Annotated in this window: 22 protein-coding genes; 11 read left to right on the top strand and 11 right to left on the bottom strand. The window is 58.2% G+C overall.

Annotation, left to right across the window (positions count from 1 at the left end; translation table 11 throughout):
- Nucleotides 1–187: 187 nt before the first annotated feature.
- A complete protein-coding gene (ompX, locus tag FA91_RS06270; protein WP_034913661.1) occupies nucleotides 188–700 on the bottom strand; it encodes an outer membrane protein OmpX in 513 nt (170 codons plus the stop codon).
- 350 nt (nucleotides 701–1050) lie between these two features.
- Between ompX and rhtA the strand changes: the two genes are divergently transcribed.
- From rhtA to FA91_RS06255, 3 genes are all read left to right on the top strand, one after another.
- Nucleotides 1051–1935, top strand: a complete 885-nt coding sequence (rhtA, locus tag FA91_RS06265; RefSeq protein WP_034913658.1) for a threonine/homoserine exporter RhtA — start codon at nucleotides 1051–1053, stop codon at nucleotides 1933–1935.
- A gap of 319 nt (nucleotides 1936–2254) precedes the next feature.
- On the top strand, nucleotides 2255–2758 hold the full coding sequence (gene dps / locus FA91_RS06260; protein ID WP_034913655.1) for a DNA starvation/stationary phase protection protein Dps: 504 nt from the start codon (nucleotides 2255–2257) through the stop codon (nucleotides 2756–2758).
- A gap of 87 nt (nucleotides 2759–2845) precedes the next feature.
- Complete coding sequence (locus FA91_RS06255) at nucleotides 2846–3112, top strand: DksA/TraR family C4-type zinc finger protein (RefSeq protein WP_034919024.1); 267 nt, start codon at nucleotides 2846–2848, stop codon at nucleotides 3110–3112.
- Between the two features lie 33 nt (nucleotides 3113–3145).
- Here the strand turns inward: FA91_RS06255 and rlmF are convergent, their stop codons facing one another.
- Entirely contained in the window at nucleotides 3146–4078 is a 933-nt protein-coding gene (gene rlmF, locus FA91_RS06250) for a 23S rRNA (adenine(1618)-N(6))-methyltransferase RlmF (RefSeq protein ID WP_034913653.1), read from the bottom strand.
- Nucleotides 4079–4202: 124 nt separating this feature from the next.
- Between rlmF and FA91_RS06245 the strand changes: the two genes are divergently transcribed.
- Nucleotides 4203–4838 (top strand): flavin reductase family protein, encoded by a 636-nt coding sequence (locus FA91_RS06245; protein WP_034913650.1) that lies wholly within the window; start codon nucleotides 4203–4205, stop codon nucleotides 4836–4838.
- A gap of 117 nt (nucleotides 4839–4955) precedes the next feature.
- Here FA91_RS06245 and hutH (FA91_RS06240) read toward each other — a convergent pair whose 3' ends face one another.
- From hutH (FA91_RS06240) to FA91_RS06220, 5 genes are read right to left on the bottom strand one after another with little or no spacing between them, the layout of a single operon-like run.
- Complete coding sequence (gene hutH, locus FA91_RS06240; protein ID WP_034913648.1) at nucleotides 4956–6446, bottom strand: histidine ammonia-lyase; 1491 nt, start codon at nucleotides 6444–6446, stop codon at nucleotides 4956–4958.
- Between the two features lie 7 nt (nucleotides 6447–6453).
- Nucleotides 6454–7236 carry an ATP-binding cassette domain-containing protein gene (locus FA91_RS06235; protein ID WP_034913645.1) on the bottom strand — a complete coding sequence of 261 codons (783 nt, stop codon included), beginning with the start codon at nucleotides 7234–7236 and terminating at the stop codon, nucleotides 6454–6456.
- Nucleotides 7229–7960, bottom strand: a complete 732-nt coding sequence (locus FA91_RS06230; protein ID WP_034913643.1) for an ABC transporter permease subunit — start codon at nucleotides 7958–7960, stop codon at nucleotides 7229–7231. The genes FA91_RS06235 and FA91_RS06230 overlap by 8 nt, the downstream gene beginning before the upstream one ends.
- A gap of 11 nt (nucleotides 7961–7971) precedes the next feature.
- Entirely contained in the window at nucleotides 7972–8691 is a 720-nt protein-coding gene (locus tag FA91_RS06225; protein WP_034919023.1) for an ABC transporter permease subunit, read from the bottom strand.
- Nucleotides 8692–8703: 12 nt separating this feature from the next.
- Nucleotides 8704–9558 (bottom strand): transporter substrate-binding domain-containing protein, encoded by an 855-nt coding sequence (locus FA91_RS06220; protein WP_034913641.1) that lies wholly within the window; start codon nucleotides 9556–9558, stop codon nucleotides 8704–8706.
- Nucleotides 9559–9886: 328 nt separating this feature from the next.
- Here FA91_RS06220 and FA91_RS06215 point away from each other — a divergent pair, with 328 nt between their 5' ends.
- The gene (locus tag FA91_RS06215; RefSeq protein ID WP_034913639.1) at nucleotides 9887–10408 is read left to right on the top strand and encodes a 5'-3'-deoxyribonucleotidase; all 522 of its coding nucleotides are present in this window, start codon (nucleotides 9887–9889) and stop codon (nucleotides 10406–10408) included.
- A gap of 5 nt (nucleotides 10409–10413) precedes the next feature.
- Here the strand turns inward: FA91_RS06215 and hutG are convergent, their stop codons facing one another.
- Both hutG and hutI read right to left on the bottom strand, forming a co-directional pair.
- Entirely contained in the window at nucleotides 10414–11193 is a 780-nt protein-coding gene (gene hutG, locus FA91_RS06210; protein WP_034913634.1) for an N-formylglutamate deformylase, read from the bottom strand.
- Nucleotides 11190–12410, bottom strand: coding sequence for an imidazolonepropionase (hutI, locus tag FA91_RS06205; protein WP_034913632.1), 1221 nt, complete (start codon nucleotides 12408–12410; stop codon nucleotides 11190–11192). Before hutI ends, hutG begins: the two co-directional genes overlap by 4 nt.
- Before the next feature lie 74 nt (nucleotides 12411–12484).
- On the opposite strand from hutI, the gene FA91_RS06200 reads away from it, so the two are divergent.
- From FA91_RS06200 to FA91_RS06190, 3 genes are all read left to right on the top strand, one after another.
- Nucleotides 12485–13840, top strand: a complete 1356-nt coding sequence (locus tag FA91_RS06200; protein ID WP_034913630.1) for a formimidoylglutamate deiminase — start codon at nucleotides 12485–12487, stop codon at nucleotides 13838–13840.
- Entirely contained in the window at nucleotides 13837–14400 is a 564-nt protein-coding gene (locus FA91_RS06195) for a HutD family protein (RefSeq protein WP_051937057.1), read from the top strand. The genes FA91_RS06200 and FA91_RS06195 overlap by 4 nt, the downstream gene beginning before the upstream one ends.
- Before the next feature lie 145 nt (nucleotides 14401–14545).
- The gene (locus FA91_RS06190) at nucleotides 14546–18505 is read left to right on the top strand and encodes a hypothetical protein (RefSeq protein ID WP_034913629.1); all 3960 of its coding nucleotides are present in this window, start codon (nucleotides 14546–14548) and stop codon (nucleotides 18503–18505) included.
- 7 nt (nucleotides 18506–18512) lie between these two features.
- On the opposite strand, the gene hutC is transcribed toward FA91_RS06190, so the two are convergent.
- Nucleotides 18513–19268: a histidine utilization repressor gene (gene hutC, locus FA91_RS06185; RefSeq protein ID WP_034913626.1), complete on the bottom strand. Its 756-nt coding sequence runs from the start codon at nucleotides 19266–19268 to the stop codon at nucleotides 18513–18515.
- Between the two features lie 354 nt (nucleotides 19269–19622).
- On the opposite strand from hutC, the gene hutH (FA91_RS06180) reads away from it, so the two are divergent.
- The 3 genes from hutH (FA91_RS06180) (at nucleotide 19623) to FA91_RS06170 (ending at nucleotide 24159) form a co-directional block, all read left to right on the top strand.
- Nucleotides 19623–21167: a histidine ammonia-lyase gene (gene hutH / locus FA91_RS06180; protein ID WP_034913624.1), complete on the top strand. Its 1545-nt coding sequence runs from the start codon at nucleotides 19623–19625 to the stop codon at nucleotides 21165–21167.
- A 27-nt stretch (nucleotides 21168–21194) separates the two neighbouring features.
- Nucleotides 21195–22880, top strand: a complete 1686-nt coding sequence (hutU, locus tag FA91_RS06175) for a urocanate hydratase (RefSeq protein ID WP_034913622.1) — start codon at nucleotides 21195–21197, stop codon at nucleotides 22878–22880.
- A gap of 124 nt (nucleotides 22881–23004) precedes the next feature.
- Nucleotides 23005–24159: a M20 aminoacylase family protein gene (locus tag FA91_RS06170; protein ID WP_034913619.1), complete on the top strand. Its 1155-nt coding sequence runs from the start codon at nucleotides 23005–23007 to the stop codon at nucleotides 24157–24159.
- Between the two features lie 3 nt (nucleotides 24160–24162).
- Here the strand turns inward: FA91_RS06170 and ybiB are convergent, their stop codons facing one another.
- Entirely contained in the window at nucleotides 24163–25137 is a 975-nt protein-coding gene (ybiB, locus tag FA91_RS06165; protein WP_034913615.1) for a DNA-binding protein YbiB, read from the bottom strand.
- Nucleotides 25138–25148 lie beyond the last annotated feature (11 nt).

The raw sequence follows: 25148 nt of genomic DNA, 5'->3' as shown, positions 1-25148 counted from the left end.
TACTCATTTGGGATAAAAAACGCCCGCAGGAGGCTGAAAAATGAAAAAACCGCTCTTGCTGACGCTCTTCTGTCGTTCGCCTTTTACGCTACGACTGATGCTGCTGGAAATGTTGACCCGTAAAACGGCATAAAAAATCCGCCTCGAGGGCGGATTTTTATGATCGGTGAAGCAATAAGCCTACAGCTTAGAAGCTGTAACCCACGCCTGCGATCCAGGTACCAACGTCGGTGTTGCGAATGCGGCTCTGCTCGTAGCCTACGTCCAGCGCAACGTTTTCAATTGGGTTGAACTGAAGACCTGCGCCATAGGCAACGCCGTAATCGCTGGTATCAGATTTGTCACGCGTCTGCTGAGCGTTCTGCTGGAATTTGCCGTAGCCAACACCAACCACACCGTAGATGCTTGCCCAGTCGTTCAGACGCAGAGCAGGACCCGCAGTCACACCGTAGTACTGGCCTTTGTTATAGAAGCCAGACTCGCTGCTATCTTTCTCGGTATAAGTGAAAGATCCGATCCAACCCAGTGGATCGCTGCCGTTTTCGTAGCGATACTTCAGGTTGAAGCCATTCGCTTTATTAGCCACGCCCTGATAATCGCTCTGAGCATAACCACCAGAAACTGTGCTTTGCGCCATTGCTGAACCAGCAGATACGGCCAGTACACAAGCCAACGCAGAAAGACATGCAATTTTTTTCATAACCACCTCAAATGTGAAAAAACTTCTCTCCTGACAACGGACAAAATATAACAAAACTATTGAGGAAACTCTGCTCTGATTTTGTTGTCCAAGCTTGCGTTGGTGTAACAGAAGGTTAACGATCCACGCTATGTCATTATTTTTCCTTATAAAGAACAGGTTCAATTTAACATGTCATTAGAATGTAAAAATTTGTTCATTAGGATTAATCTTAGGCGATATTGACCTGAATTTACGTAATTGACCTGGTCTGACAGCTTTTTTTCGCCTCCTGCCGTTTCAAACCCCTCCCTTCACGTACACTATTGGTAAATCTCTTTTTATCTGGATCGACTAAGGATGGTTGCAGGATGTCTTTTTCCTCTTTTCGCTCGTCAGTATGGCTGCCTTTACTGGTACTGATTATTGCCATGATATCGATTCAAAGCGGCGCGGCCCTGGCAAAAACTCTCTTCGCCTCCGTCGGCGCGCCGGGCATTACTGCGCTGCGTCTGGGCCTTGGCACCTTTATCCTTACTGTTATCTTCAAGCCCTGGCGGCTGCGTTTTACCCGCCGACAGGTTTTGCCGCTGCTGTTTTATGGTCTGTCGCTGGGCGGCATGAACTATGCGTTTTACCTGTCGTTGCGCACCGTTCCCCTGGGAATCGCCGTCGCGTTGGAATTTACCGGTCCGCTGGCGTTAGCGTTAGCCAGTTCCCGGCGCCCGCTGGACTTCATCTGGGTTGTTTTGGCGCTGTCGGGCTTGTGGTTTCTTTTACCTCTGCGGGGAAACATCGCCAATGTTGATCCTCAGGGCGCGCTGCTGGCGGTGCTGGCAGGGGCATTATGGGCCGTTTATATAGTGGCAGGAAAGCGTGCCGGTTCGCAGCATGGCCCCGCCACGGCGGCGGCGGGTTCGTTGATCGCCTCCTGCTTTTTTGTGCCGCTCGGCGTGGCGTTTACCAGCGGCGACGCCTGGACACTCTCCCTGATCCCGATCGGGCTGGCTATCGCTGTACTGTCCACCGCGCTGCCCTACTCGCTGGAAATGGTTGCGCTCACGCGTCTACCGGCGAAGAGCTTTGGCACATTAATGAGCATGGAGCCCGCGCTGGCGGCGTTTTCCGGGATGCTTTTTCTTGGAGAATTATTAACGTTTACCCAATGGCTCGGCCTGCTGGCAATTATTCTGGCATCAGCCGGTTCGACACTCACGCTGCGCCCTGTAAAGGGAAAAATAATATCTCCTGATTAAAGAACCTCAGCCAAAGTGAGCATTTTATTAACAGTAATAAAACGCAGTAGTCAAAAAAAGATGATTTTTGAAACATATTCATTGAAAATTTTTGCGACAATACGCATCGGGCTTTTTTGCTGAGAATAGCCATATTATTCAATGCGCTGTGATGAAAATCGCGATTGAGAATATTAATAACTCTCATTTAACATTATTAGAAACCCCAAAGGGCAGCACTATTTGACCGATAGTTAATATCTTTCCGGCAGATTGCCAAAGAGGTGCTATAATTATTCGGTAATTAATTAGGACAACCAACATTAAGAGGATATTAATGATGAGTACCGCTAAACTGGTTAAAACAAAATCTTCTGATCTGATTTACACCCGCAATAATGTGGCTGACGACGAGAAAAAAGCCACCATTGAGGTGCTCAATCGTCTGGTTACCGAATTTATCGATCTGTCTTTGATCACCAAACAGGCCCACTGGAACATGCGCGGCGCCAACTTCATTGGTGTACATGAAATGCTGGATGGCTTCCGCACGGCAATTACCGATCATCAGGACACCATTGCTGAACGTGTGGTGCAGCTTGGCGGTGTGGCGCTGGGTACCACGCAGGTTGTGAACGACAGAACGCCACTGAAAAGCTACCCGCTAAATATTCACAGCGTGCAGGATCACCTGAAAGCATTGGCGGAGCGTTATGCCGTTGTGGCTAACGATACGCGTAAAGCGATTACCGAAGTGGAAGATGAAGATACCGCAGATATCTTTACCGCTGCTTCGCGTGATCTGGACAAATTCCTGTGGTTTATTGAATCAAATATTGAATAAGCCTTTATGCCGTCCTTGAGGCGGCTTTACGGAACGTTCTCAGGAGCAGGTGATGCAATCGCCTGCTCTTTTTTATTGGAGGTCACTATGGCAAGCGGATGGGCACGTGATGACGCAGTACAGGAGCAAATTGACTCAACCATTGATGATGCCGTCAGCCGCGCCAGGCGAGCAATGCATCACGGCACCAGCGCGGAGTTCTGCGAAGAGTGCGGCGAGCCGATTCCACAGGCGCGTCGGCTTGCTCTGCCCGGCGTGCAGTATTGCATAACCTGCCAGCAGCAGCGCGACGATCGTCAGGCAGCCAGTAGCCTGTTTAACCGCCGGGGCAGTAAAGATAGTCAGCTACGTTAACGCACTATCCCGTCGTGAAGCGATCCTGCACAGCTAGCGGCGGCTGAGGGCTTTTTCGCGCGCCGGTTTTGTCATAAAGCTCCAGGCGATAAACCGGCTCTGTTTCTGCCCCTGCGCCATATCAATAGTGCGCACCGTCTCGGCGCCAGACTCTTCCAGCGCCCGCCACAGTTCCGGCAGGTTTTCCTTGCGTGACACCAGCGACGTGAACCAGACACACTGGCGGGCAAAGGTACCGCTTTCGTCAATCATTCGGCTGATAAAGGCTTTCTCGCCGCCTTCGCACCACAGTTCGTTCTGCTGCCCGCCAAAATTCAGCGGTGAATTTTTTTCCAGCCCCAGGTTGCGCACTTTCCGCTGGCTGCCCTGGCGGGCCTCGCTGGCTGAAGCATGGAACGGCGGGTTGCAGATTGCCGCATGATACTGTTCGTTTTTATGAATGATGCCGCTGAAAATTGCCTGAGGATCTTTCTGCCGACGCAGTCGCACGCCGCGATTGATCCCCGGATTGGCAGCAACGATGGCATTTGCCGCGCGCATCGCCTCTTCATTGACTTCGCTGCCGGTGAAACGCCAGCCGTATTCACGAAAACCAATCAGAGGGTAGATACAGTTAGCGCCGCAGCCAATGTCCAGCACGGTGAGATCGCGCGGTATAACGGCATGATGATCCTCAGCCAGCAAATCAGCCAGGTGGTGGATATAGTCGGCCCGACCAGGAATGGGCGGGCAGAGAAAACCTTCCGGGATTGACCAGTGAGCAATCTGATAAAAATGGTGCAGCAGGGCCTGATTAAGCGTTTTAACCGCTGCCGGATTAGCAAAATCAACCGTTTCATCGCCATACTGATTGACCGCCACGAAGGACGCCAGCGGCGGATGGCTGGCAATCAGTGCGGGAAAATCATAGCGTCCGCGATGGCGGTTACGGGGATGGAATGGCGTTCTTTCGGCAATTTTTTTCATGGCAATTCTCTTATCTGAAGGCGCGTAAGATACCTGCTGCGGCCAGGATCGTAAACAATTGCGCCTTTTTTCCTGCCAATGAAGCGCTATGATGAAGTTATTATTTGCTACTCAAGGAATTCCGATGTCGCGTTCCCGCCATTCTTATCAGCCTCGTCACGGGCACAATCTTCCTCACAATCCGCTGAACGCTATTATTGCGCCGCGCCCGATTGGTTGGATCAGTTCACAAAGCGCACGCGGCGAACGCAATCTTGCGCCCTACAGTTTTTTTAACTGTTTTAACTATCAGCCGCCAATTATTGGCTTTTCCAGCCAGGGCTGGAAGGACAGCGTGGCGAACATTGCTGAAACCGGCGAGTTTGTCTGGAATCTGACCACACGCGATTTGGCGGTGGCAATGAATGAAAGTTCGGCTTCTGTTGCACAGGGTGAAGACGAATTCGCTCTCGCCGGGCTGACGGCTTTGCCCGCAACGCAGGTATCGGTGAGTATGGTGGCGGAAAGCCCGGTTAATTTTGAATGTAAGCTCACGCAGATTATCCAGCTTCAGGACGCCAACGGGGAAAAGCTCGATCAGTGGCTGGTGCTGGGCGAGGCGGTGGTTATTCACATTGACAGCGAGCTTCTTGAGGAGGGGATTTACCAGACCGCGAAGGCAAACCCGGTTCTGCGCGCCGGCGGGCCCAGCGCCTACTATACGATCGGCGACGATCGACGCTTTGACCTTGTACGGCCCGATGCGCGCAGCAAGATTTAAACGCGACACGCGCGCCGGTGAAGGGCGTCATCGAGGTTCAGACGCCGGGACGCCTTCCCCTGCCGCGTCCTGCTGAAGCCTTTATGCCGTCCACACATCATGGTGCTGCTTTTGAGACTAAAGCAAAACCTGCCCCGCCTTTATCAGCGCCGCCGCTTTCGCTATCTCCGGAGCGAGCCAGCGGTCTTCCGTCCAGGTGGCTACACTTTCCCGCAGCAGCGCCCAGGCCTGTGACGTTCCCTCGCCCTTCGCGGCCTCATGAAAATCCAGCGCCTGCGCGGCCAGCAGATATTCAATAGCGAGGATCTGGCTGACGTTTTCGGCAAGCGTTAACAGCTTTAATGCGGCGCTGGTTCCCATACTCAAATGATCTTCCTGCAAGCCAGAGGTCACAAAGTTATCTACCACCGCAGGCTGAGCAAGGCGTCGGTTTTCACCACACAATGAGGCGGCGACGTACTGCGCAATCATCATGCCTGAATTGACGCCGGGCTGCGACACCAGAAACGGCGGCAGCGCGCTGACCAGCGGATTGATCAGTCGGTCAAGACGGCGCTCTGCCACGCTGCCGATCTCTGCCAGCGCCAGCGCCAGCAAATCAGCCGCCATCGCAACCGATTCACCATGCGGATTGGCCTGCGACACCACCCGCCAGCGTTCTGACGTTCCCAGGATCAGCGGATTATCCGTTGCCGCGTTCAGTTCCGTTTCAATCTGCCGTGCGGCATGATCGAACTGGTCGCGGCAGGCGCCGTGAATTTGCGGTATCGAACGCAGACTCAGGGCGTCCTGGGTACGAATGCCCCGACTGCCCGCCAGAATCTCGCTGCCATCCAGCAACGCCCTGAGCCGTTCACCCACCGCCTGCACGTTGGCGCTGCCCTTCAGGGCGAGGATCTCCGCATCAAACGCATCGGTCTGCCCGCGCAGCGCCTCAAAACTCATGGCGCCGGTTACGTCGGCCCACGCCAGCAGCCTGGCAGCCTCGTCCAGCGCCAGGCAGGCCAGTCCGGTCATACAGGGCGTGCCGTTCACCAGGCTCAGACCATCCTTTGCGCCCAGCGCACAAGGCGCAAGATCTTCCGCCGCCAGCGCTTCAGCCGCAGGCATTACTTTGCCGCGATAGTGAACGTTACCGATCCCAATCAGCGCCAGGCCGATATGCGCCATATGGGTAAGATAACCGACCGACCCCTGCGACGGCACCTGCGGCGTAATGCCGCTGTTCACCAGCGACAGCAGCCCCTGTACCACCGTCGGCGACACGCCGGAATGGCCGTGACTGTAGTTGGCAACCGCCGCACAGATAATCGCCCGCACCTGCGTCTCGCTCAGCAGTGGCCCGACGCCACAGGCGTGGCTCAACAGCGTGTTGCGGGAAAGCTGGCCGAGCTGGGCCTCATCCAGCGTAATGTTGCAGAGCGCACCCAGGCCGGTATTAATGCCATAGGCGATCTGCCCGTCGGCGACGATACGGGTGACGATCTCGCGCGCGTTGCCGATCCGCTGCCAGGCCCCGCTGCTTAACGCAAGCACCGCGCGATCTTTTGCCACGCTCACGACTTCCTGCCAGCGAAGAGGCGACTCTCCCCAAACGATTTTTTCCATTGCGACCTCAACCTGCCCGGTGGCTGGAGATAAACTGCTGAAAACGCGGCGAGCTCTCCTCGCCGAACATCGCCTCTGGCGCGCCCTGACAATCAATCATTCCCTGATGCATAAACACCACGCGGTTCGATACCGTGCGTGCAAAACCCATCTCATGCGTCACCACCAGCATGGTGCGCCCCTCTTCCGCCAGGCTGCGCATCACTTTTAACACGTCGCCCACCAGCTCCGGGTCAAGGGCCGAGGTCGGCTCATCAAACAGCATCACCTCCGGCTCCATCGCCAGCGCCCGCGCGATAGCCACGCGCTGCTGCTGTCCGCCCGAGAGCTGCGATGGATAAAAGTCTTTCCGATTTAACAGGCCAACGCGGTTCAGGATCGCCTCCGCCTGTTCGATGCACGCCTGCCGATCGCGCTTCAGCACGTAGCGCGGCCCCTCAATAACGTTTTGCAGCACCGTCATGTGCGACCACAAATTAAAGCTCTGAAACACCATGCCCAGCCGTGAACGCAGCGTCTCCACCTGCTTATGGTTGGCGGCCAGACGATGCCCGCGCGCATGATGCGTCATTTCGATGGTTTCGCCCGCCACGCTGACCACGCCTGAATCAGGGGTTTCCAGCAGATTGATGCAGCGCAGAAAGGTGCTTTTCCCGGAACCGCTGGCGCCAAGAATTGAGATCACATCGCCCTTATGCGCATCCAGCGAAATGCCTTTCAGCACCTCCAGCGAACCAAAAGATTTATGAATGTCGCGCATTGAGAGCGAAATGGGAGCGAGATTAGTCATGTTTCTCTCCGGCGAGGGCAGACGGTCGATCCGCAGCGGGTGGCCGCGGGCGCGGTGACAAACAGCGCTCAATCCACGCGTAAATCTGCACAATAATAAAATTCAGGATCAGGTAGATCAGCGCTGCACAGATGAACACTTCCATGGTGCGATAGGTGCGCTGAATAATCTGTTGCGCCACACCGGTCACGTCCCAGACGGTGACCAGGCTGGCCAGCGCGGTGGACTTCACCAGCAGAATGGCCTCGGTTGAGTAAGCGGGCAGCGCGTAACGCAGCATCACCGGCGCAATAATCCGACGCAGCAGCAGCCAGCGCGACATGCCGCAGGCCAGCCCGGCTTCAATTTGCCCGTTCGGGATCGCCAGCAGGCCGCCGCGAAAAATTTCAGCGGTATAAGAGGCGGTACAGAGCGCCAGCGCCACCACCGCGCAGAAGAACGGTTCACGCAGCACTGGCCAGACAAAACTGTGGCGGATCACCTCAAACTGACCGAGACCGTAATAGATGAGAAAAAGCTGAATAAGCAGCGGCGAGCCGCGGAAAACCAGAATGTAAGCACGGGCGAAACCGCTCAGCAGCGGATGACGACTCATCCGCATCGCGAGGATCGCCAGCGCAAGAAGGCCGCCGAGCACAAACGAGGCGAAAAACAGTCCCAGCGTCACCGGCAGCGCAGCGGAGAGCTTCAGAAGCGTATCGCTGAGGAAAGCAAAATCGATCATCGTGCGCTCCGTTAGTGTTGCGCCGCGGTGCGGCTTTGATGGGCCTGACCCAGACGCGTCTCCGCCCGCTTAAAGGCGGCATTGGAGAGCGCGGTCAGCAGCAGATAACAGGCGCCGCCAATCAGGTAAAAGGTGAAATACTGCCGCGTTGAACCCGCCGCCACCTGGCTGGCGCGCATCAGCTCGACAATCCCGGTCACGGAGATCAGCGCCGAATCCTTCAGGCTCATCTGCCAGACGTTGGACATGCCCGGCAGCGAATAGCGCAGCACCTGAGGCAGCATAATGCGTTGCAGAATGCGCCATTTCGGCATGCCGATGGCCTGCGCCGCTTCGATTTCCCCCTGGCTCAGCGCCAGCCGACCGGCGCGAAAGACTTCCGCCTGATACGAACCGGAAATCAGCCCAATCGCCAGCGCGCCAATCAGAAACGGCGGCACTTCGATAAAGCCGTCGGCGCCGAACAGCTGCCCTACCTGAGAAATCAACCCTGAACCGCCGAAATAGAACAGATAGATAATCAACAGCTCAGGGATGCCGCGAAAAATCACCGAGTAGCCGTCGCCCAGCCAGCGGATCGGACGCCGTGGTGACAGCTTGCCCGCCGCGACCACGCCGCCCACCAGCGCGCCGACCGCCATCGCCGCCAGCGAGAGCAGCAGCGTGGTCAGCGTCGCGCTGAGAATAAGGTTTCCCCAACCGTTTTCACCAAATCCCGGAATGGTCATAATCACCTCCTCCGCTCAGGGCGTGACGTTGGTTTTAAACCACTTCTCACTGAGTTTTTTGACCGTGCCGTCAGCCAGTGCCGCGTTGATCGCCTCATCGAGTTTCGCCTTCAGCTCGCCGTCGGTTTTGCGGATGCCCAGCGCCTCGCCCTCGCCCCAGATCGGGCCGCCAAGCTGTGGACCCGCCAGCTGTAAATCTTTATTTTCCGGCTTGCTGAGTATCGAGTTCGCAAAAGTCACGTCGTCGAATACCGCATCAATGCGCTCGGCCTGAAGATCGAGCATGGCATCCGCCGAGGCGTTATATTCGCGCACGGTCGCCACGTCTTTAAAATAGTTATCGATAAACGGCGTATAGACGGTGCCGGAAGCGATGCCGATGGTTTTGCCCTTCAGCGCCGCTTTCAGACCGGCAATGGCAGGTTCAATCTCTTTCGGATCGTCATTCAGCTTAATGATGTTTTCCGCACCGCTCGCTTTGGGCAGCAGATCGCCTTTCAGCGTAATGAAGCTGGCGGGCGTTGAGGCATAAGGCACGGTAAAATCGATGACTTTGCGGCGATCCGGCGTAATCACGATGGCATCCATGATCACGTCATATTTACCCGCCTGCATACCGGCAATCATGCCATCCCAGTTCTGAACCACCAGCCTGCACTCGATTTTCATTCGCTGGCACAGATTAGTCATCAGTTCAGGTTCAAAACCGCTCAGCTTGCCGCCCGGCAACGTCAGGTTCCATGGCTCATAGCTGCCTTCGGTGGCAATGGTGATGGCTTTCCACTCTTTGGCCTGAAGCGATAGCGAAGTCAGCAAGGCGGAGGCAACAAGGGCGTTAATCAGTACGCAGCGGAATAGAGGACGTTTCATCGGGCGCTCCTGGTAATGGACAGGCCGGTTGGCCGAAAAGTTATGCCATCGTGACGCATCATGGCGTAAAAATCTCAGGTGTTATGTCATGTATATACAACCAATCATCTGACAATTCTTGTAGCGAAAGAGAAAAGTGTGACTCAGTCTATGTTAATGGAATGTAGCCACGGATGTTATGTCTTGTACATACAAGTACAGCAAGAGTTGTGCCAGGATGCGGAGTAACGGATAATCGCTGCGTGCGTCAGCACCGCGCTGGCGGGATGCACCAGTAAAGTGCGCAGCGCCCTTTCAACGTGCACCACAATTGGATAAAGGAGCAACAATGAAACGTATTGCTATCGATATGGATGAAGTGATAGCCGATTTCCATCCTAAAATGCTGAGCGCCGTTAACGCGCACTTCTCATTAACGCTCACGCATGATGAGCTCAATCTGTTCAGACTTCGCCATGAAAAACCCGATATGTTGGCAGAAATTATGCGCCTTGCCGGTCATCCGGAATTTTTTGCGGATCTGGCGGTGATCGCGGACAGCCAGCGCGTCATTGGTGAATTGAGTAAGCAGTATGAGGTATTTATCACGACCGCCGCGATGGAGGTGCCCACCTCTTTTAACGCTAAATTTCGCTGGCTGAACGAACATTTTCCGCAGATCAAACCCAGCAATATTGTGTTTTGCGGTAACAAAAGCATCATCAACGCTGACTACATGATTGACGATAATGCCCACAATTTTGTCGATTTTTGCGGCGAGGGCCTGCTTTATACCGCGCCGCATAACCTGCACGTCACCGGCTACCGGCGGGTCAAAAACTGGCAGGAGATAGAAACGCTGCTGCTGTAGCAGGCTTATCGTCTGAGCAGCGCGGCAATGATGTCTTTCAGCAGCGGCTGGAGCGAAGCCGCTCTGTCACCGCGCCAGCCATAAGGCGGCGCCTCATCCATATAGTTGCACTGCGCCAGCTCCAGCTGCACGGCATACTGGCTCTCCCGCGGCCTGCCGTACGCGCGCGTGATGTAGCCGCCCTTGAAGCGGCCGTTCAGCACCCAGTTAAACGCCTTCTGCGCCTGGCAAACCTGCATCAGCCCCTGCGTTATCAGATCGTCGCAGCTTGCGCCGTCGTTGGTGCCCAGGTTGAGATCGGGCAGTTTGCCGTCGAACAGGCGCGGAATAACCGACGCAATAGAGTGGGCGTCAAACAGCAGCGCGTAGCCAAACTGCTGCTTCATTCGCGCCAGTTCCTGCGCGATCTTTTGATGATAAGGCGTCCAGATTGTATCAAGGTAGCGCTGGCGCGCCGCAGCGTCGGGCGTCATTCCGGGTGTAAACACAGGCGTGCCGTCGAACAGCGTTTCAGGGTACAGACCGGTGGTGGCAGTGGTATAGAGCGCGGCGTTATCGGGCGGACGATTAAGATCGATAACAAAACGCGAATAGTTGCCCACCAGTATATTTGCGCCCATTTCGCCAACAAAATCATAGAGCTGTGGAATATGCCAGTCGGTGTCCGGCAGCGCTTTCGCCGCATCGCTCAGCCCCTGTTCCACCTCGGGCGTCAGCGCGGTTCCGGCGTGAGGAATACTGACCAGCAGCGGCAGCGTGCCAGCGGTAAAACTATAGGGTTTCATCGAATCGCCTCTCCTCTGAAAATAACCTGACACGGCAGTTCGCCGCCCAGCCAGTAAACCAGTTCTGCCGGACGCGTCAGCGGCCAGTGAACAAAATCGGCCACCTTGCCCGCTTCCAGCGAACCGTGCGTATCGGCCAGCCCCAGCGCCCGTGCGCCGTGCAGCGTCACGCCAGCCAGCGCCTCTTCCGGCGTCATGCCAAACAGCGTGCAGCCCATATTCAGCATCAGACGCAAAGAGAGCGCGGGCGAGGTGCCCGGATTGGCGTCGCTGGCCAGCGCCATCGGCACGCCATACTGGCGAAACAACGCCACCGGCGGCACCTGCTTTTCTCGCAGCAGGTAAAACGCGCCGGGCAGCAGCACCGCCACGGTGCCGCTTGCGGCCATCGCCGCCACGTCATGTTCGGTGGCATACTCCAGATGGTCGGCGGACAGCGCGCCGTAACGCGCGGCCAGCGCGCTGCCGCCCAGCGAAGAGAGCTGTTCCGCATGCAGCTTCACCGGCAGGCCAAGCCGCTGCGCCGCATCAAACACCCGCGCAACCTGCTCAGGCGAAAACGCCAGATGCTCGCAAAAAGCGTCCACCGCATCGGCCAGCCCCTCGTCGGCCACCTGCGGCAGCAGCTCGTTGCAGATAAGATCGATCCAGCCGTCCGGATTATCGCTAAACTCGGGCGGCGTGGCGTGGGCCGCCAGACAGGTGGACTGGATCTGCGCCGGGGTCTGCTGCGCCAGTTGTCGGATAGCGCGCAGCATGCGCAGCTCGCTGTCATGCGTCAGGCCGTAGCCGGACTTGATTTCAAGCGTCGTCACGCCCTCCGCCAGCAGCCGTTGCAGCCGCCACGCGGCGCTGCTCACCAGTTCCGCTTCCGAAGCGGCCCGCGTGGCGCGTACCGTCGAGAGAATGCCGCCGCCCTGTGCGGCGATGTCGCTGTAGCTGACGCCGTTGAGCCGCTGCTCAAATTCATGACTGCGATCGCCGCCGAACACCAGATGCGTGTGGCAATCCACCAGGCCAGGGGTGACGATGCCGCCGCCGAAATCAATACGCCGTACGGCATTTATCTCCCGCGCATCACGCAGCGGGCCAACCCAGATGATATTGCCGTCACGCACCGCAATCGCGCCGTCTTCGATGATGTTGTACCGGCCGTTTTGCATCGTGACCACGTCCGCACCGTGCCACAGGCTGTCGCAGCGATGTTGCTCGCTCATCTTCTCTCCCGGCTTTACTGTTGATTCATAAGTATGTATATGTATATACAACTACATTGTCCGGGACGCAACCTATGGCTCGCTATTTTGCACCACGCGCCATGCTCGAAGACGGCTGGCAGCACGATGTTCTTATTGAGGTTAATGACGCGGGCGCGATTGAGGCGCTGACGCCAGACGCCTCTGCCGACGGCGCAGAGCGGCTGACGGGCGCGGTGGTGCCCGCAATGGTTAATTTACACTCACACGCCTTCCAGCGGGCGATGGCGGGGCTGGCAGAAGTGGCGGGCGATCCGCAGGACAGCTTCTGGACATGGCGCGAATTAATGTACCGCATGGTGCAGCGTCTCTCTCCCCAGCAGGTAGGCGCCATCGCCGCGCAGCTTTATGTCGATATGCTGAAAGGCGGCTACAGCCAGGTGGCGGAATTTCACTATCTGCACCACGATCCTGACGGGCAGCCCTATCAGGATGACGATATGCTGCGCCAGCTGATCGCCGCCGCCGAACGGGCCGGGATCGGCCAGACGCTGCTGCCGGTGCTTTACAGCTACGCCGGTTTCGGCGCGCAGCCGCCGCAGCCGGGACAAAAACGCTTTATTCAAAGCAGCGAGCAGTATCTGCAACAGCAGCAGCGGCTCAACGCGTTAATTGCCGATAAACCGCTGCACAATCAGGGGCTTTGCTTCCACTCGCTGCGCGCGGTCAGCGAAGCACAAATGCATGACGTGCTCGCCGCCAGCGACAGCGCCCTGCCTGTCCACCTCCACATCGCCGAGCAGGAAAAAGAGGTCAGTGACTGCCTGGACTGGAGCGGCGAACGCCCGGTGAACTGGCTGTTTAAGCGCTTTGACGTTAATGCCCGCTGGTGCCTGATCCACGCCACGCATCTGGACGAGCACGAAATCTCACAACTGGCGACAAGCCAGGCGGTGGCGGGACTTTGCCCCACCACCGAGGCCAACCTGGGCGACGGCATTTTCCCTGCATCAGCGTATATCGTCCAGGGCGGCCGCTGGGGCATCGGCTCAGACAGCCACGTTTCGCTGGATGTGGTGGAGGAGCTGCGGCTGCTGGAATATGGACAGCGCCTGCGCGACCGTCGCCGCAATCGTATCGTCACCGCCCGGCAAAACGCCGTAGGCGATGTGCTTTATCAACAGGCGCTGGCCGGCGGCGCGCAGGCCTGCGGGGTACAGACGAGCTGCCTCAAAACCGGCTGGCGTGCTGACTGGCTGGTGCTGGCGGACGATGCGCTGCTGGGCAGCACGGAAGACAGCGCGCTGCTCAACCGCTGGCTGTTTGCCGGGCATCGCGGGCAGATTCAGGACGTCTGGGTGGCGGGCCGGCCGGTTATCCGTGGCGGAAAACACGCCGAAGAAGCACAGATTGCTGCGGCCTTCCGTTCCGCGCTGGAGGCGCTGAAATGATGCATTTTTTCAGCCGCGATACGCTGCCGATCAGCCGCTGGCGCAACGGCGGCGGTGAAACGCGCGAGGTGGTGAGTTTTCCACCGGACATCGCCGATTTTAGCTGGCGCATCAGCATCGCCACCCTTGCTGCCGACGCCCCCTTCTCGCTTTTTCCGGGGATCGACCGCGTCATTACTCTGCTGGAGGGCGATGACGTTACGCTTTACTCGAATGACGAAGAAAAACAGCGATTAGTCAGACATCGGCCGTTTGCTTTTGCGGGCGAGGAAGCGATTTTCTGTCGTCTGACGGGCGGCATCAGCAGCGATTTCAACGTGATGACGCGTCGCGCTACGCACTGCGCCAGCGTTGCCGTCCACCATGAGACCTTTGCACCCGTACCTGAAAATGCAGGTGTGGTTTACGTTCTGTCGGGAGAATGGAGCCTGGGCGAACGGCGGCTCACGCCAGATCGTGGCGCCTGGTGGGATGCCGGAGACGGCGCTTTACTGCGCCGCGAAACAGCATCAGCTTCACTTCTTGCCGTCACGCTTGCCCGGCGTCAGGCAGAAAAATAGTGCCTTTACCCGGCGGGGACAGCCGATGTCAGCGCTGTCCTTATTCATTAAGGATGCATAACCTCTTCTAAAATTAGCATTTCCTTCCCGATCACCCTTCTGCTGATAATCGTAATATCTTTCCTTGTTGCAGGATGAGTCAGCCATGAGATTGCCTACGTTTCTTACCTCTGTGCGTCATCAAGCCGAAACGGAGCAGCCCGCCCCCACGGAAACAACGCCATTACCGCCGGGAAACGTAAAAACGCTGTCGACAGAGGCGGAGCAAAAGCTGCGCGCGCGGAATGAACACCCGCCGTCGTCCTCACACAACCCCCCTCAGCAGAAGCAAGGCAAACGCAACGCGCTAAAAGGCGGGCTGTCCGCACGTCCGTTCACCGTTTCCGCTGGCCTTACCGGCACCGAACGTACGGTGGATCGCGCGCTACGCGATGCGGCACCAGAGCAGAACATCGTTGAGGAGGAGGACGCCGATCACCCCCTGCTCCAGCGCAGCAAGCAGCTTTTGCGCGTTGCCCGATCCAGCGTGCAGACGCTGGAAGAAAATAAAACGTCGCTCTGGCAACGCCCTGCGCCGGATAAACATCGCCAGCGTCTGGTGCGGCTTTTCCCCTTCCTGAAGCCGCAGGCGCTGCGTGACGTGGCCGCTATTCACGGAGGGAAACGTTCAGGCGAAGAAAAAATTGATGCGGCTGTACCGCGCGAAGAGATTGCCCGTACGGTGCAGCATCTTCAGGAGACGCTGACGGAACAGCGCCTTAAGCTGGAAACGGCCACCGAGGTACTGGAAAGGCAGTATCAGGCGCGCGCCGCCGCCCGCCCGCAATCGGGTAACGCCCACACCGCGCAGTTGCAGGAGCAGATAAGACTGGCGGAGGCACAGGTTCAGCATCATCAGGACATCCTGTTGAAAAGCCTGGAAGATCCCACCGTGCTGGCGCTCAGTCGCCTGAGCGATTTTGCCGATAACGCCGATCTGCAAAGCGATTTTGCCGCAAAGCGGCTGCGGGAACTGGCTGACGCAGCCGTTGATATCCGTACGCAGAGCCACACGTCACTGACAGCAACCGACCTGAAACTGGCGGCAAATACAGCGAAAATAAAGCAGTTGATGATCCTCGCCAACAGTATGGAGGCAGGTTATCGCCAGTTGCATAACGCGCTGGTCTCGCTTGAAAAACTGAACGAGCAGAATCCGCCGCCGGAGGATGAGCTTGTTTGTCGCCATCTTCTGTTAAAACAGGCGGCTGAAAGCCTGCTGCTGGATAATATGCATCAGTTGGAAAGTCTTGAAATCGACAGCACCTCGGCCGGGTCCTCAATAAAAAAAGCGCTGGAATTACTCAATAAAGAGCAGGGGGAGCTGATGCAGCAGCGCACCAGCGCCAGCCGGGTGTGGGTTAACGCCAGCAAAACCGAAGGCGTGCTGGCGGGAAAAACGCCTGCGCCGCCAACAGCATCCCCCGCACCGCAGCCTGATAAAACGGCGCTAAGCGGCATCAGGCAGGAAATTCAGGCTTCCTTCAACGACGTTGTTAAACCGTTGCAGGACGCGGAACTCTCCGCGCAACTCGATAAGTTAACCCGCCGCCTGAATGAGGACGCCAGCCTGACCAAACAACCTTCCTGGCTGATTGCGAATATTGTGAAAAGCACCCTCGGCGCCGTGTGCGCTGACAAACCCGAACGGGCGGGAAAGGTTTTGCAGCAGCTTTCAACCCACACCGCGCAGCACTGGACGACGCTGGCTGCTCCTCATGATGAAACGACTCGCGATCTGATCCAGTTTTGTCACCGCCTGAGCGAACTTCCGCGCGGCGCGGATCTTCTCCAGCTTCTCTCCGCCAGTGGCGATCAACCGCCCGATGGCGAGCTGTCAAAAGCCTTACGCACCTTCTGGAATGCGGATGCTGCCCAACAGGCAGAGAAAGATCCTGCCGTGAAAGCCTGGTTGCAGGGCGCGCAAAACGTGGCGAAGAGCAAGCTGGCAAAGGATGGCGCCGCCTTTGACGATGTGGCTCACGCGGCTTATAACGCGGTAAGGAACGGCTATTACAGCAACGCGCCCGGCTCGGCGTACGATCAGGATAACAAACGCCTTCTCAAAGCCACCAACGAATGGGTATTTCGCGCGATGGCGCGTCCTCCCGCAGGGCAAGCGGCTGAGTTACGTCCGATTCCTAACGTCAGAAAAAATCCGTTCAACGCCAAAACGCGCGATCGCGCGATGGATATCACTGACGGTATGAATATGTTCTCGCTGCGCAGCAAAGGCGAAACGCTGATTGACGGCCAGCTTGCACGCATAAAAAATCTGACAGAACGCTGTCGTGCTGAAGCCGGTGATGACGCCAGCGCGCAGGCACTGGCCGAACACGCGGAACATTTCACCCAACTCCTGCTGAAATGGCGTGATAAAGGGCAGCATCTGTCGCAGCAGCCTCTCACCGGCAGGCATATGGCCGATCTGCGGCGCATGCAGGCGAATAACGGGAACAGGCTGACCGCGCGGTTTTCGCGTGCCGATCTGCCTGAGGCCCTCTCTTCACTGTTTACGCAGCATCTCAGCGTCTATGAGGCGCTCAATCAGCTCGGCGAGCACCTGAACAACGCGCTGCCCGCAGAGAAGCGTGAAACGCCTGCCGCCCCGTCGGCGGAAGAACAGGATGCGCTTCGCCTGCTAAAAACGCGGCACTTCACTAACAAAGAAGACGTTCTGACCTTTTTCAAACCGCTGATAGAAGGCAGTCGGCTGCGCGATCGCGTGAAGCTTGGCGAAGGCGGCACGCTGGGAGGCGGTCTGCCGGCGCTGCCGCTTAACGCGCTGTTCCCTGTTGTGCCCACCTTCTCTTTCGAGCTTTCCCGCAGCGATGAAGCCTACGTGCAGCTGTTTATGCCCATTCTGGGGATGGAGATGTCGTTTGGTAAAACCACAACCAAAGCGGGCGAAGCCAGCGTTGGATTAACCGCTGGCGGCAGCGTTGCTCCGCATGTTTCGCTGTTGGGCGGCGTAAAAGGCACATTGCGCAAGCAGGAAGCGGATTCGGATGCCACACTGATCCGTTTTTTTCGACGTCGTTTTCATGATGATGAAATGCGGCAAAAAATGTATACCGCGCTGGAAAGCATGGTGCGCTGGGACAGTCTGCCTTCAAACCAGGGCCCGGCATTCAGCGGGCCGCTGGAGGCGATTCTGGCGCGCAGTGACGATGTATCACTGAGCCACGTCAGCAGCAGCAGTCAGACGACCGCCTTCCGTGGGGCGGTATTTGGTCGGCTTCCTTTCGCCAGCCTGGCGACATCGGCAACGACCGGCGCATGGATAAATAACGAAATGTCCCTGAGCGCACAGCACGAGCGCAATACGGATACGCGCCAGGAAGCGCAGGGAACCGTGCGGATCAATGGTTATCAGGCGGATACGACAACGCAAACCACCCGACTGGACGGCACGGTAAGCGCTTCACCGCTATCAAACCAGCCGGGAACGCTGGGTAATGCAACGACAGGACGCTTCTCTGCGCCCTTTCAGGCAGGCGTGGGGCGCGATCTCAGCTGGCATCAGGAGCGTAACGAGTTATCGCTTTACACCATTGAAGACAAACAGGACGCCGATCTCGATCGCCACTACAGCACCGTAGCCGATATGCAAAAAGAGATATCGGTGAATCGCGACGCCTGGCTGATGCGCTGTATTGAGACACTCGAGCTGGATGCGGAAAAGCGCGATACGCCTGAACTTCGCGAACAGGCCGCAGGTTTGCTGGATGACTTCGAGCAGCAGTTAACGCAGCTGTCGCAACAGACCCATTACGCTCTCTTCAACGTTAACTATTCATTAAAAGGCGAAACCGGCGCGGAAATTGACGGCTACCGCTCACTGGCGCATCTGTTCCGCCAGCGGGGAGATGAAACGAAGGCCAGGGAAATGGACGGCGCCGTTGATAAACTTTTGCAGACCCGCGAAAGCTGGCGCCCTTTGATGCTCATCGTTCGCGAACGCGCAAAAGACTCCTCTCGTCTGGGCCTGCGCTCTGCCCTGCGCATACAGCGCAACCGCAATAATGACGGCCTGAGAACCGCCATGCAGTTCCCGCCGCCCTGATCACGGGCTAACCATGCCCCTTGAATTTACCGAGCAGCTTGTAACGCGATCCGGGATAGAGCAGCCGCGCCCAGGTCACAATTTTTGCTTCGCTCCAGGTCTGGCGGCGAATAAGCAGGCACGGCTCGTTGGCTTCAATGGAGAGATGCGCGCACTGGTGCCTGTCGGGCAGCACCGCTTCAACGATGTGCTCGCCAGCGGTCAGCGGCGCGACCCGCATCAGATAGGTGTAAGGCGTCTGTGTCTGATAATCCTGTTGCAGATAGTCGGGCGCCACCAGCGGGTTAACCAGACGATCTTCCAGCTGTACCGGCAGATCGTTTTCGTAATGCACCATCAGCGAATGAAAAACAGCGTGACCGGTGGTCAGGCCCAGCACGCCGGCCTGCTCCGGGTCGGCTTTGATTTCGCGCAGGGTGATAACTTTACAACTGTGCGTATGGCCGCGCTGCGCGATCTCTTCGGCAATATTGTGCACCTCCAGCATCGCGGTATAGCCTTTGGACTCGGCGACAAAGGTGCCGACGCCCTGCATACGCAGCAGATAGCCTTCGCTGGTCAGTTCGCGCAGGGCGCGGTTGATGGTCATCCGGCTGACGCCCAGTTCGTTGACCAGTTCGCTTTCTGAGGGCACGCGCTGGTTAGGTTTCCAGGTGCCTTCGGTGATCTGACTGATAATCGCCTGCTTCACACGCTGATAAATCGGCGCGGGCAGATCGCTCATTGCGGCAGAAAGTTGCGAGATTGCACTCTGCTCGACCATAAAAACGTCCTCATCAGAATAATGTGTTCAGTTTACTGAGCGGACCGGTGGATGTATAGACGTGTTCTGTTGCACCCCTGCCGCGCAGTCTGCGCCACGACGGTGCATTTTTGCATGCTATAGCGCCGCGTGCCGGGCATTTTTATGCGTCTGCGCCTCGGCAAAAGGCGCTACCGCCACGTCTGACGGAAAAGAAGTTTTGTGATCGACCTGGCACAAGCATTGCTAATTGTATAGACAAGATTATACACATCTGCTTCACTTTGTTTTATTCATGAGCAACGATCATCATGAGCTGCCTGGATTACCTTGCAGGGATGACAGCAACCAAACTTGTCTATACAGGAGTATACTATGCCGACAGATTCACAGTGCTGCACGCTGACGCCGGGAGAGGTGACGTTAGCCACGCTGAAACGCATCTATCACGGTAACGTCCGACTGACGCTGGACGAGGGCGCGCGCAGCGCCATAGAGCAGGCGCAGGCGACGGTTGCCCGCATCGTTCAGGCAGGAACGGTTACCTACGGCATCAATACCGGCTTTGGCAAGCTGGCGCAAACCACTATTCCCGCGCCGCGTCTGGCTGAGCTCCAGCGTAACCTGGTGCTTTCGCACAGCGTGGGTATTGGCGAACTGCTGCCCGATAACGTGGTGCGCGTCATTATGGCCACCAAGGTGATCAGCCTGGCGCGCGGCCATTCCGGCGTGCGGATGGCGCTGATTGACGGCCTGCTCGCCCTGTTCAACGCGGGCGTGATGCCCTGCATCCCTGAGAAAGGTTCCGTTGGCGCGTCGGGTGACCTGGCGCCGCTGGCCCATCTTTCGCTGATGCTGCTGGGCGAAGGCGAGGTACGGGTCAATGGCGAGCGGATTGCCGCCGTTGACGGCCTGCGCCTGGCCGGTTTACAGCCCTTTGAACTCGGGCCGAAAGAGGGGCTGGCGCTGCTGAACGGCACGCAGGTTTCCACCGCGCTGGCGCTGCGCGGTCTTTTTGAAGGCGAGAAGGTGTTTGCCGCTGGCCTGCTGGCGGGCGCGCTGTCGCTGGAGGCGATCAAAGGCTCCATCAAACCTTACGACGCCCGCATCCATAAGGCGCGAGGCCAGACAGGACAGATTGCCGTGGCCGCTGCCGTTTCCGACCTGCTGCAAGGAAGCGAGATTCTGGATTCTCACGCCGATTGTGGCCGCGTGCAGGATCCCTACTCCATCCGCTGCGTGCCGCAGGTGATGGGCGCGTGTCTGGATAACCTCAACCACGCCGCGCGCGTGCTGCAAATCGAGGCCAACGCGGCGTCGGATAATCCGCTGGTGTTCAGCGACAGCGGCGATGTCATCTCCGGCGGCAACTTCCATGCCGAGCCTGTCGCCTTTGCCGCAGACATTATCGCGCTGGCAGTGGCGGAGATCGGCGCCATTTCTGAACGGCGCCTGGCGCTGCTGCTCGATACCGGGCTTTCCGGCCTGCCGCCCTTCCTGGTGAAGGAAGGCGGCATCAACTCCGGCTTTATGATTGCCCAGGTGACCGCAGCGGCGCTGGCCTCCGAAAACAAATCGCTGGCACATCCGGGCAGCGTCGACAGCCTGCCGACCTCTGCGAATCAGGAAGATCACGTTTCCATGGCTACCTATAGCGCGCGTCGGTTGGGCGAGATGTGTTTCAACACCGCCGCCGTTGTGGGTATTGAAGCGATGGCTGCCGCGCAGGGCATTGAGTTCCATCGTCCGTTACAAAGTTCTGCGCTGATGGAAAGCGAGTTCGCCGCACTGCGTCAGCGCGTGGCTTTTCTGGATAAAGACCGTCTTCTTGCGCCGGATATTGAGCAGATGCGGTTGTGGGCGCTGCGCGACAGCTGGCCTGCGCCGCTTGCCGACCTTCTTCCTGGTAACGCAGGGTAACTTCTTCGACCGATAAAGGATCACACCATGAGCAACACGATAAAAAGCGCCGTCGCGCGTGAAATCCGCGCGCCGCACGGTGCGACGCTGAGCTGCGCTAACTGGCTGATTGAAGCGGCGTTTCGCATGATCCAGAACAATCTCGATCCTGACGTGGCAGAACGCCCGGAAGATCTGGTGGTGTATGGCGGCATTGGTAAAGCAGCGCGCAACTGGGAATGCTTTGAGCAGATCCTGCGCTCGTTGAAAGCGCTCCAGCCGGAAGAGACGCTGCTGGTGCAGTCGGGTAAACCGGTTGGTGTGTTTCGCACCCATGCCGATGCGCCGCGTGTGCTGATCGCCAACTCCAATCTGGTGCCGCACTGGGCCAACTGGGATCATTTCCACGAGCTGGATAAAGCCGGACTGATGATGTACGGCCAGATGACCGCCGGTTCCTGGATCTATATCGGCGCGCAGGGCATCGTGCAGGGCACCTTTGAAACCTTCGTCGAAGCAGGACGGCAGCACTACAATAACGATCTCAGCGGCAGGTGGATACTCACTGCGGGCCTTGGCGGCATGGGCGGCGCACAGCCGCTGGCGGGCGTGCTGGCAGGCGCGTCGGTGCTGGCGATTGAGTGCCAGGAATCGCGTATTGATTTCCGTCTGCGTACCCGCTATCTCGATTTCAAGGCTTTTACCATTGATGAAGCACTGGAAAAAATCGACCAGGCCAATAAAGAGAAACGCGCCATTTCCGTTGGCCTGTTGGGCAATGCGGCGGAGATCCTCCCGGCGCTGGTGAAGCGCGCGCAGGCGGGCGGCATGAGGCCGGATATCGTTACCGATCAGACCTCGGCGCACGATCCGATCAATGGCTATCTGCCCGCCGGATGGAGCCTGGAGCGCTGGTTCGGGGAACGCAAAACGCAGCCGAAAGCGGTCGCCACCGCCGCGCGCGCCTCCATGGCGGTGCACGTGCAGGCGATGCTCGACTTTTGCCATATGGGCATTCCGACCGTGGATTATGGCAACAACATTCGCCAGGTGGCGCTCGAAGAGGGCGTGAAAAATGCGTTCGACTTCCCTGGTTTCGTGCCGGCCTATATCCGGCCGCTGTTCTGTGAAGGTAAAGGGCCGTTCCGCTGGGTCGCGCTCTCCGGCGACCCGGAAGACATATTCAAAACCGACGCCAAACTGAAAGAGCTGTTCCCTGAGCATAAAAATTTGCATCGCTGGCTGGATATGGCGCAGGAGCGTATCGCGTTTCAGGGGTTACCGGCGCGCATTTGCTGGCTGGGGCTGGGCGAGCGTCACCTCGCCGGGCTGGCATTCAATGAGATGGTGCGCAACGGTGAGCTGAAAGCGCCGGTGGTGATTGGACGCGACCATCTGGACTGCGGCTCGGTGGCCTCGCCAAACCGTGAAACCGAAGCGATGAAGGATGGATCGGACGCGGTGTCCGACTGGCCGCTACTGAACGCCCTGCTCAATACCGCAGGCGGCGCGACCTGGGTCAGTCTGCATCACGGCGGCGGCGTCGGGATGGGCTTCTCGCAGCATGCGGGCGTGGTGATTGTCTGTGACGGCACCCCGGAAGCCGATAAACGTCTGGGCCGCGTGTTGTGGAACGATCCGGCAACCGGCGTGATGCGTCATGCCGATGCGGGCTATGAACTGGCGCAGTCATGCGCAGCGACGCATGAACTCAATTTGCCGATGCTGAAATAGTGCCTGCTGGCCGGGCGCCCTGCCCGGCCATTTCCCGCGTTCTAACACGCCGCAAAGCGCTTTACTCCGCCATTTATGCTACCTTAAATCAGCCGGATAGCAGATCCTGTAAGGAGAGGAAGAGATGGCGATCCCCGATTTACTGATTGAAGAAGCCATTTCCTGGCGCAGAGAACTTCACGCGCAGCCTGAACTGGGCTATCAGGAAGTTAACACCTCTCAATGGGTGGCAGAAAAGCTGCGTGGTTTTGGGCTACAGACGCACACCGGCCTGGCGGGAACGGGCGTGGTGGCCACGCTGGAAAACGGCCCCGGCCCCGCTATCGGCTTTCGCGCCGATATGGACGCGCTGCCCATCACCGAACTGAGCAGCGTGCCGTGGCGCTCCACGCGCCCGGGCGTTATGCATGCCTGCGGCCACGACGGCCATACAGCGATGCTGCTGGCGGCAGCAAAACATCTCAGCGTCACGCGCCGCTTCAGCGGTACGCTGCACTTCGTCTTCCAGCCCGCCGAAGAGAACCTGGGCGGCGCGCGTAAAATGGTGGCCGATGGCCTGTTCGAGCGCTTTCCGATGTCGGCAATTTACGGTCTGCATAACTGGCCCGGACTGCCGGTTGGGCATCTGGCCGTCAACAGTGGCGCGATGATGGCCTCGCTGGACGCGTTTGAGATTACGCTCAGCGGCAGAAGCTGCCACGCGGCGATGCCGGAAAACGGCGACGATCCGGTGGTGGCGGCCGCGCAGCTGATCCTTGCGCTGCAAACCATCCCTGCCCGCCGTCTGTCACCGCTGGCCTCGGCGGTGGTCAGCGTGACGCAGATCAACGGCGGCGAAGCGATTAACGTGATCCCGGAAAAGGTGGTGCTGCGCGGCACCGTGCGCTGCCTGCAAAGCGATATAAGAGAAAAGGTGCGCGGGCTGATTGCAGAGTTTGTCTCCGCTTCGCCGCCGGGCATTACGGGCCAGCTTGTCTGGCTGACCGACTACCCGGTAACCCACAATAACGCCGTTGAGGCGCGGAAAATTCGCGACTGCGCGCTGGCGCTGCTGCCGGAAAATCAGGTGCACTGGCAGGTCAATCCGTCAATGGCTTCGGAAGATTTCGCCTGCATGCTGGAAGCGTGCCCCGGCGCCTACTTCTGGATTGGCGCCGACGGCAGCACGCCGTCGCGCCCGCTGCACAATGCGCATTACGACTTCAACGATGAGATCGTGGCGCACGGCGTGGCGGTGTGGAGCACGCTGGCGGAACAGTTGCTGCCCGTGGCGCGCTAACGATCAGTATCCGGCGCGGGCGATCTGCGCCAGCGCGCTTTCCATTTCTGCGGCCCGGCCCGTTGCGATCAGACAACAGGCGACTTGCAGGCGGAGAGCGTGTGGCACCGGCACTTCCCGGTTCAGGCAGCGCGTTGTCCAGTCAGCGGTGGTGTCGGCGTCCTTCGCTGCGGGCAGCGCATCGTGCGCCAGCGCGCGCTCTTCCTGGCGCGCCAGCAATACCTGCGGCTCTTCTCCACCGGCAATCAGGCTGATGGCGGGACAGCGCTGCGGACTGGCATAAACTTCGCCTTCGGTGCCGTTCAGCAGCAGCGCGCGGCCGCCGATGGCGTGAAAAAATTTCCCCACGCGCGGCAGATACTCTGGGTGCGAAACGCTGGAAAGGCGTAGCGCCGCCGCCTCGTCAAAGGGCGTCGCCAGCTTGGCAAGCGTATGGGCGCTGTTGCGCACGCCGAGCGTCCAGCGCAGCGAAAGCTGTTTTTCCAGCGGCGGACAGAGCGTGGCGACCGGCATAAACACCATTTCACCGCGATCAAGCTGCGCCTGAGCCTGCGGCGCATCGTGCACGACGGCTGTGCCCAACGCCTGAAAGATGGCTTCGCTGGTGACGCGTGTGGGATCGTCGCTGACGCCGTGCACCAGCACCGGAAAATCCATTTTTGCCAGCAGCAGTGCCAGCAGCGGCGTCAGGTTGGCCTGCCTGCGCGCGCCGTTATAGCTGGGAATAACGATCGGCATTGGCCGGTTGGCGGGCGGCGTCAGTCGGATCGTCTGCGCCTGCATCGCAGCATAGAAGCCCGGCATCTCCTCCTCGCCTTCGCCTTTAATGCGCAGCGCAATCAGTATCGCGCCCAGCTCCAGCGGGGGCACCTCATCGGCCAGCATCTGTCGGTAAAGCTCACGGGCGGTGGCGTAATCAATGTCGCGGGCATGATTTTTTCCGCGGCCAATCTCTTTAATGATTTTTCTGTAATCCATTATTCTGCTCA

The sequence above is a fragment of the Erwinia sp. 9145 genome, assembly GCF_000745075.1.
Taxonomy (GTDB): domain Bacteria; phylum Pseudomonadota; class Gammaproteobacteria; order Enterobacterales; family Enterobacteriaceae; genus Erwinia; species Erwinia oleae.
The sequence above is the reverse complement of the archived record's forward strand: the minus strand, read 5'-3'. Positions and strand labels throughout refer to the sequence as shown.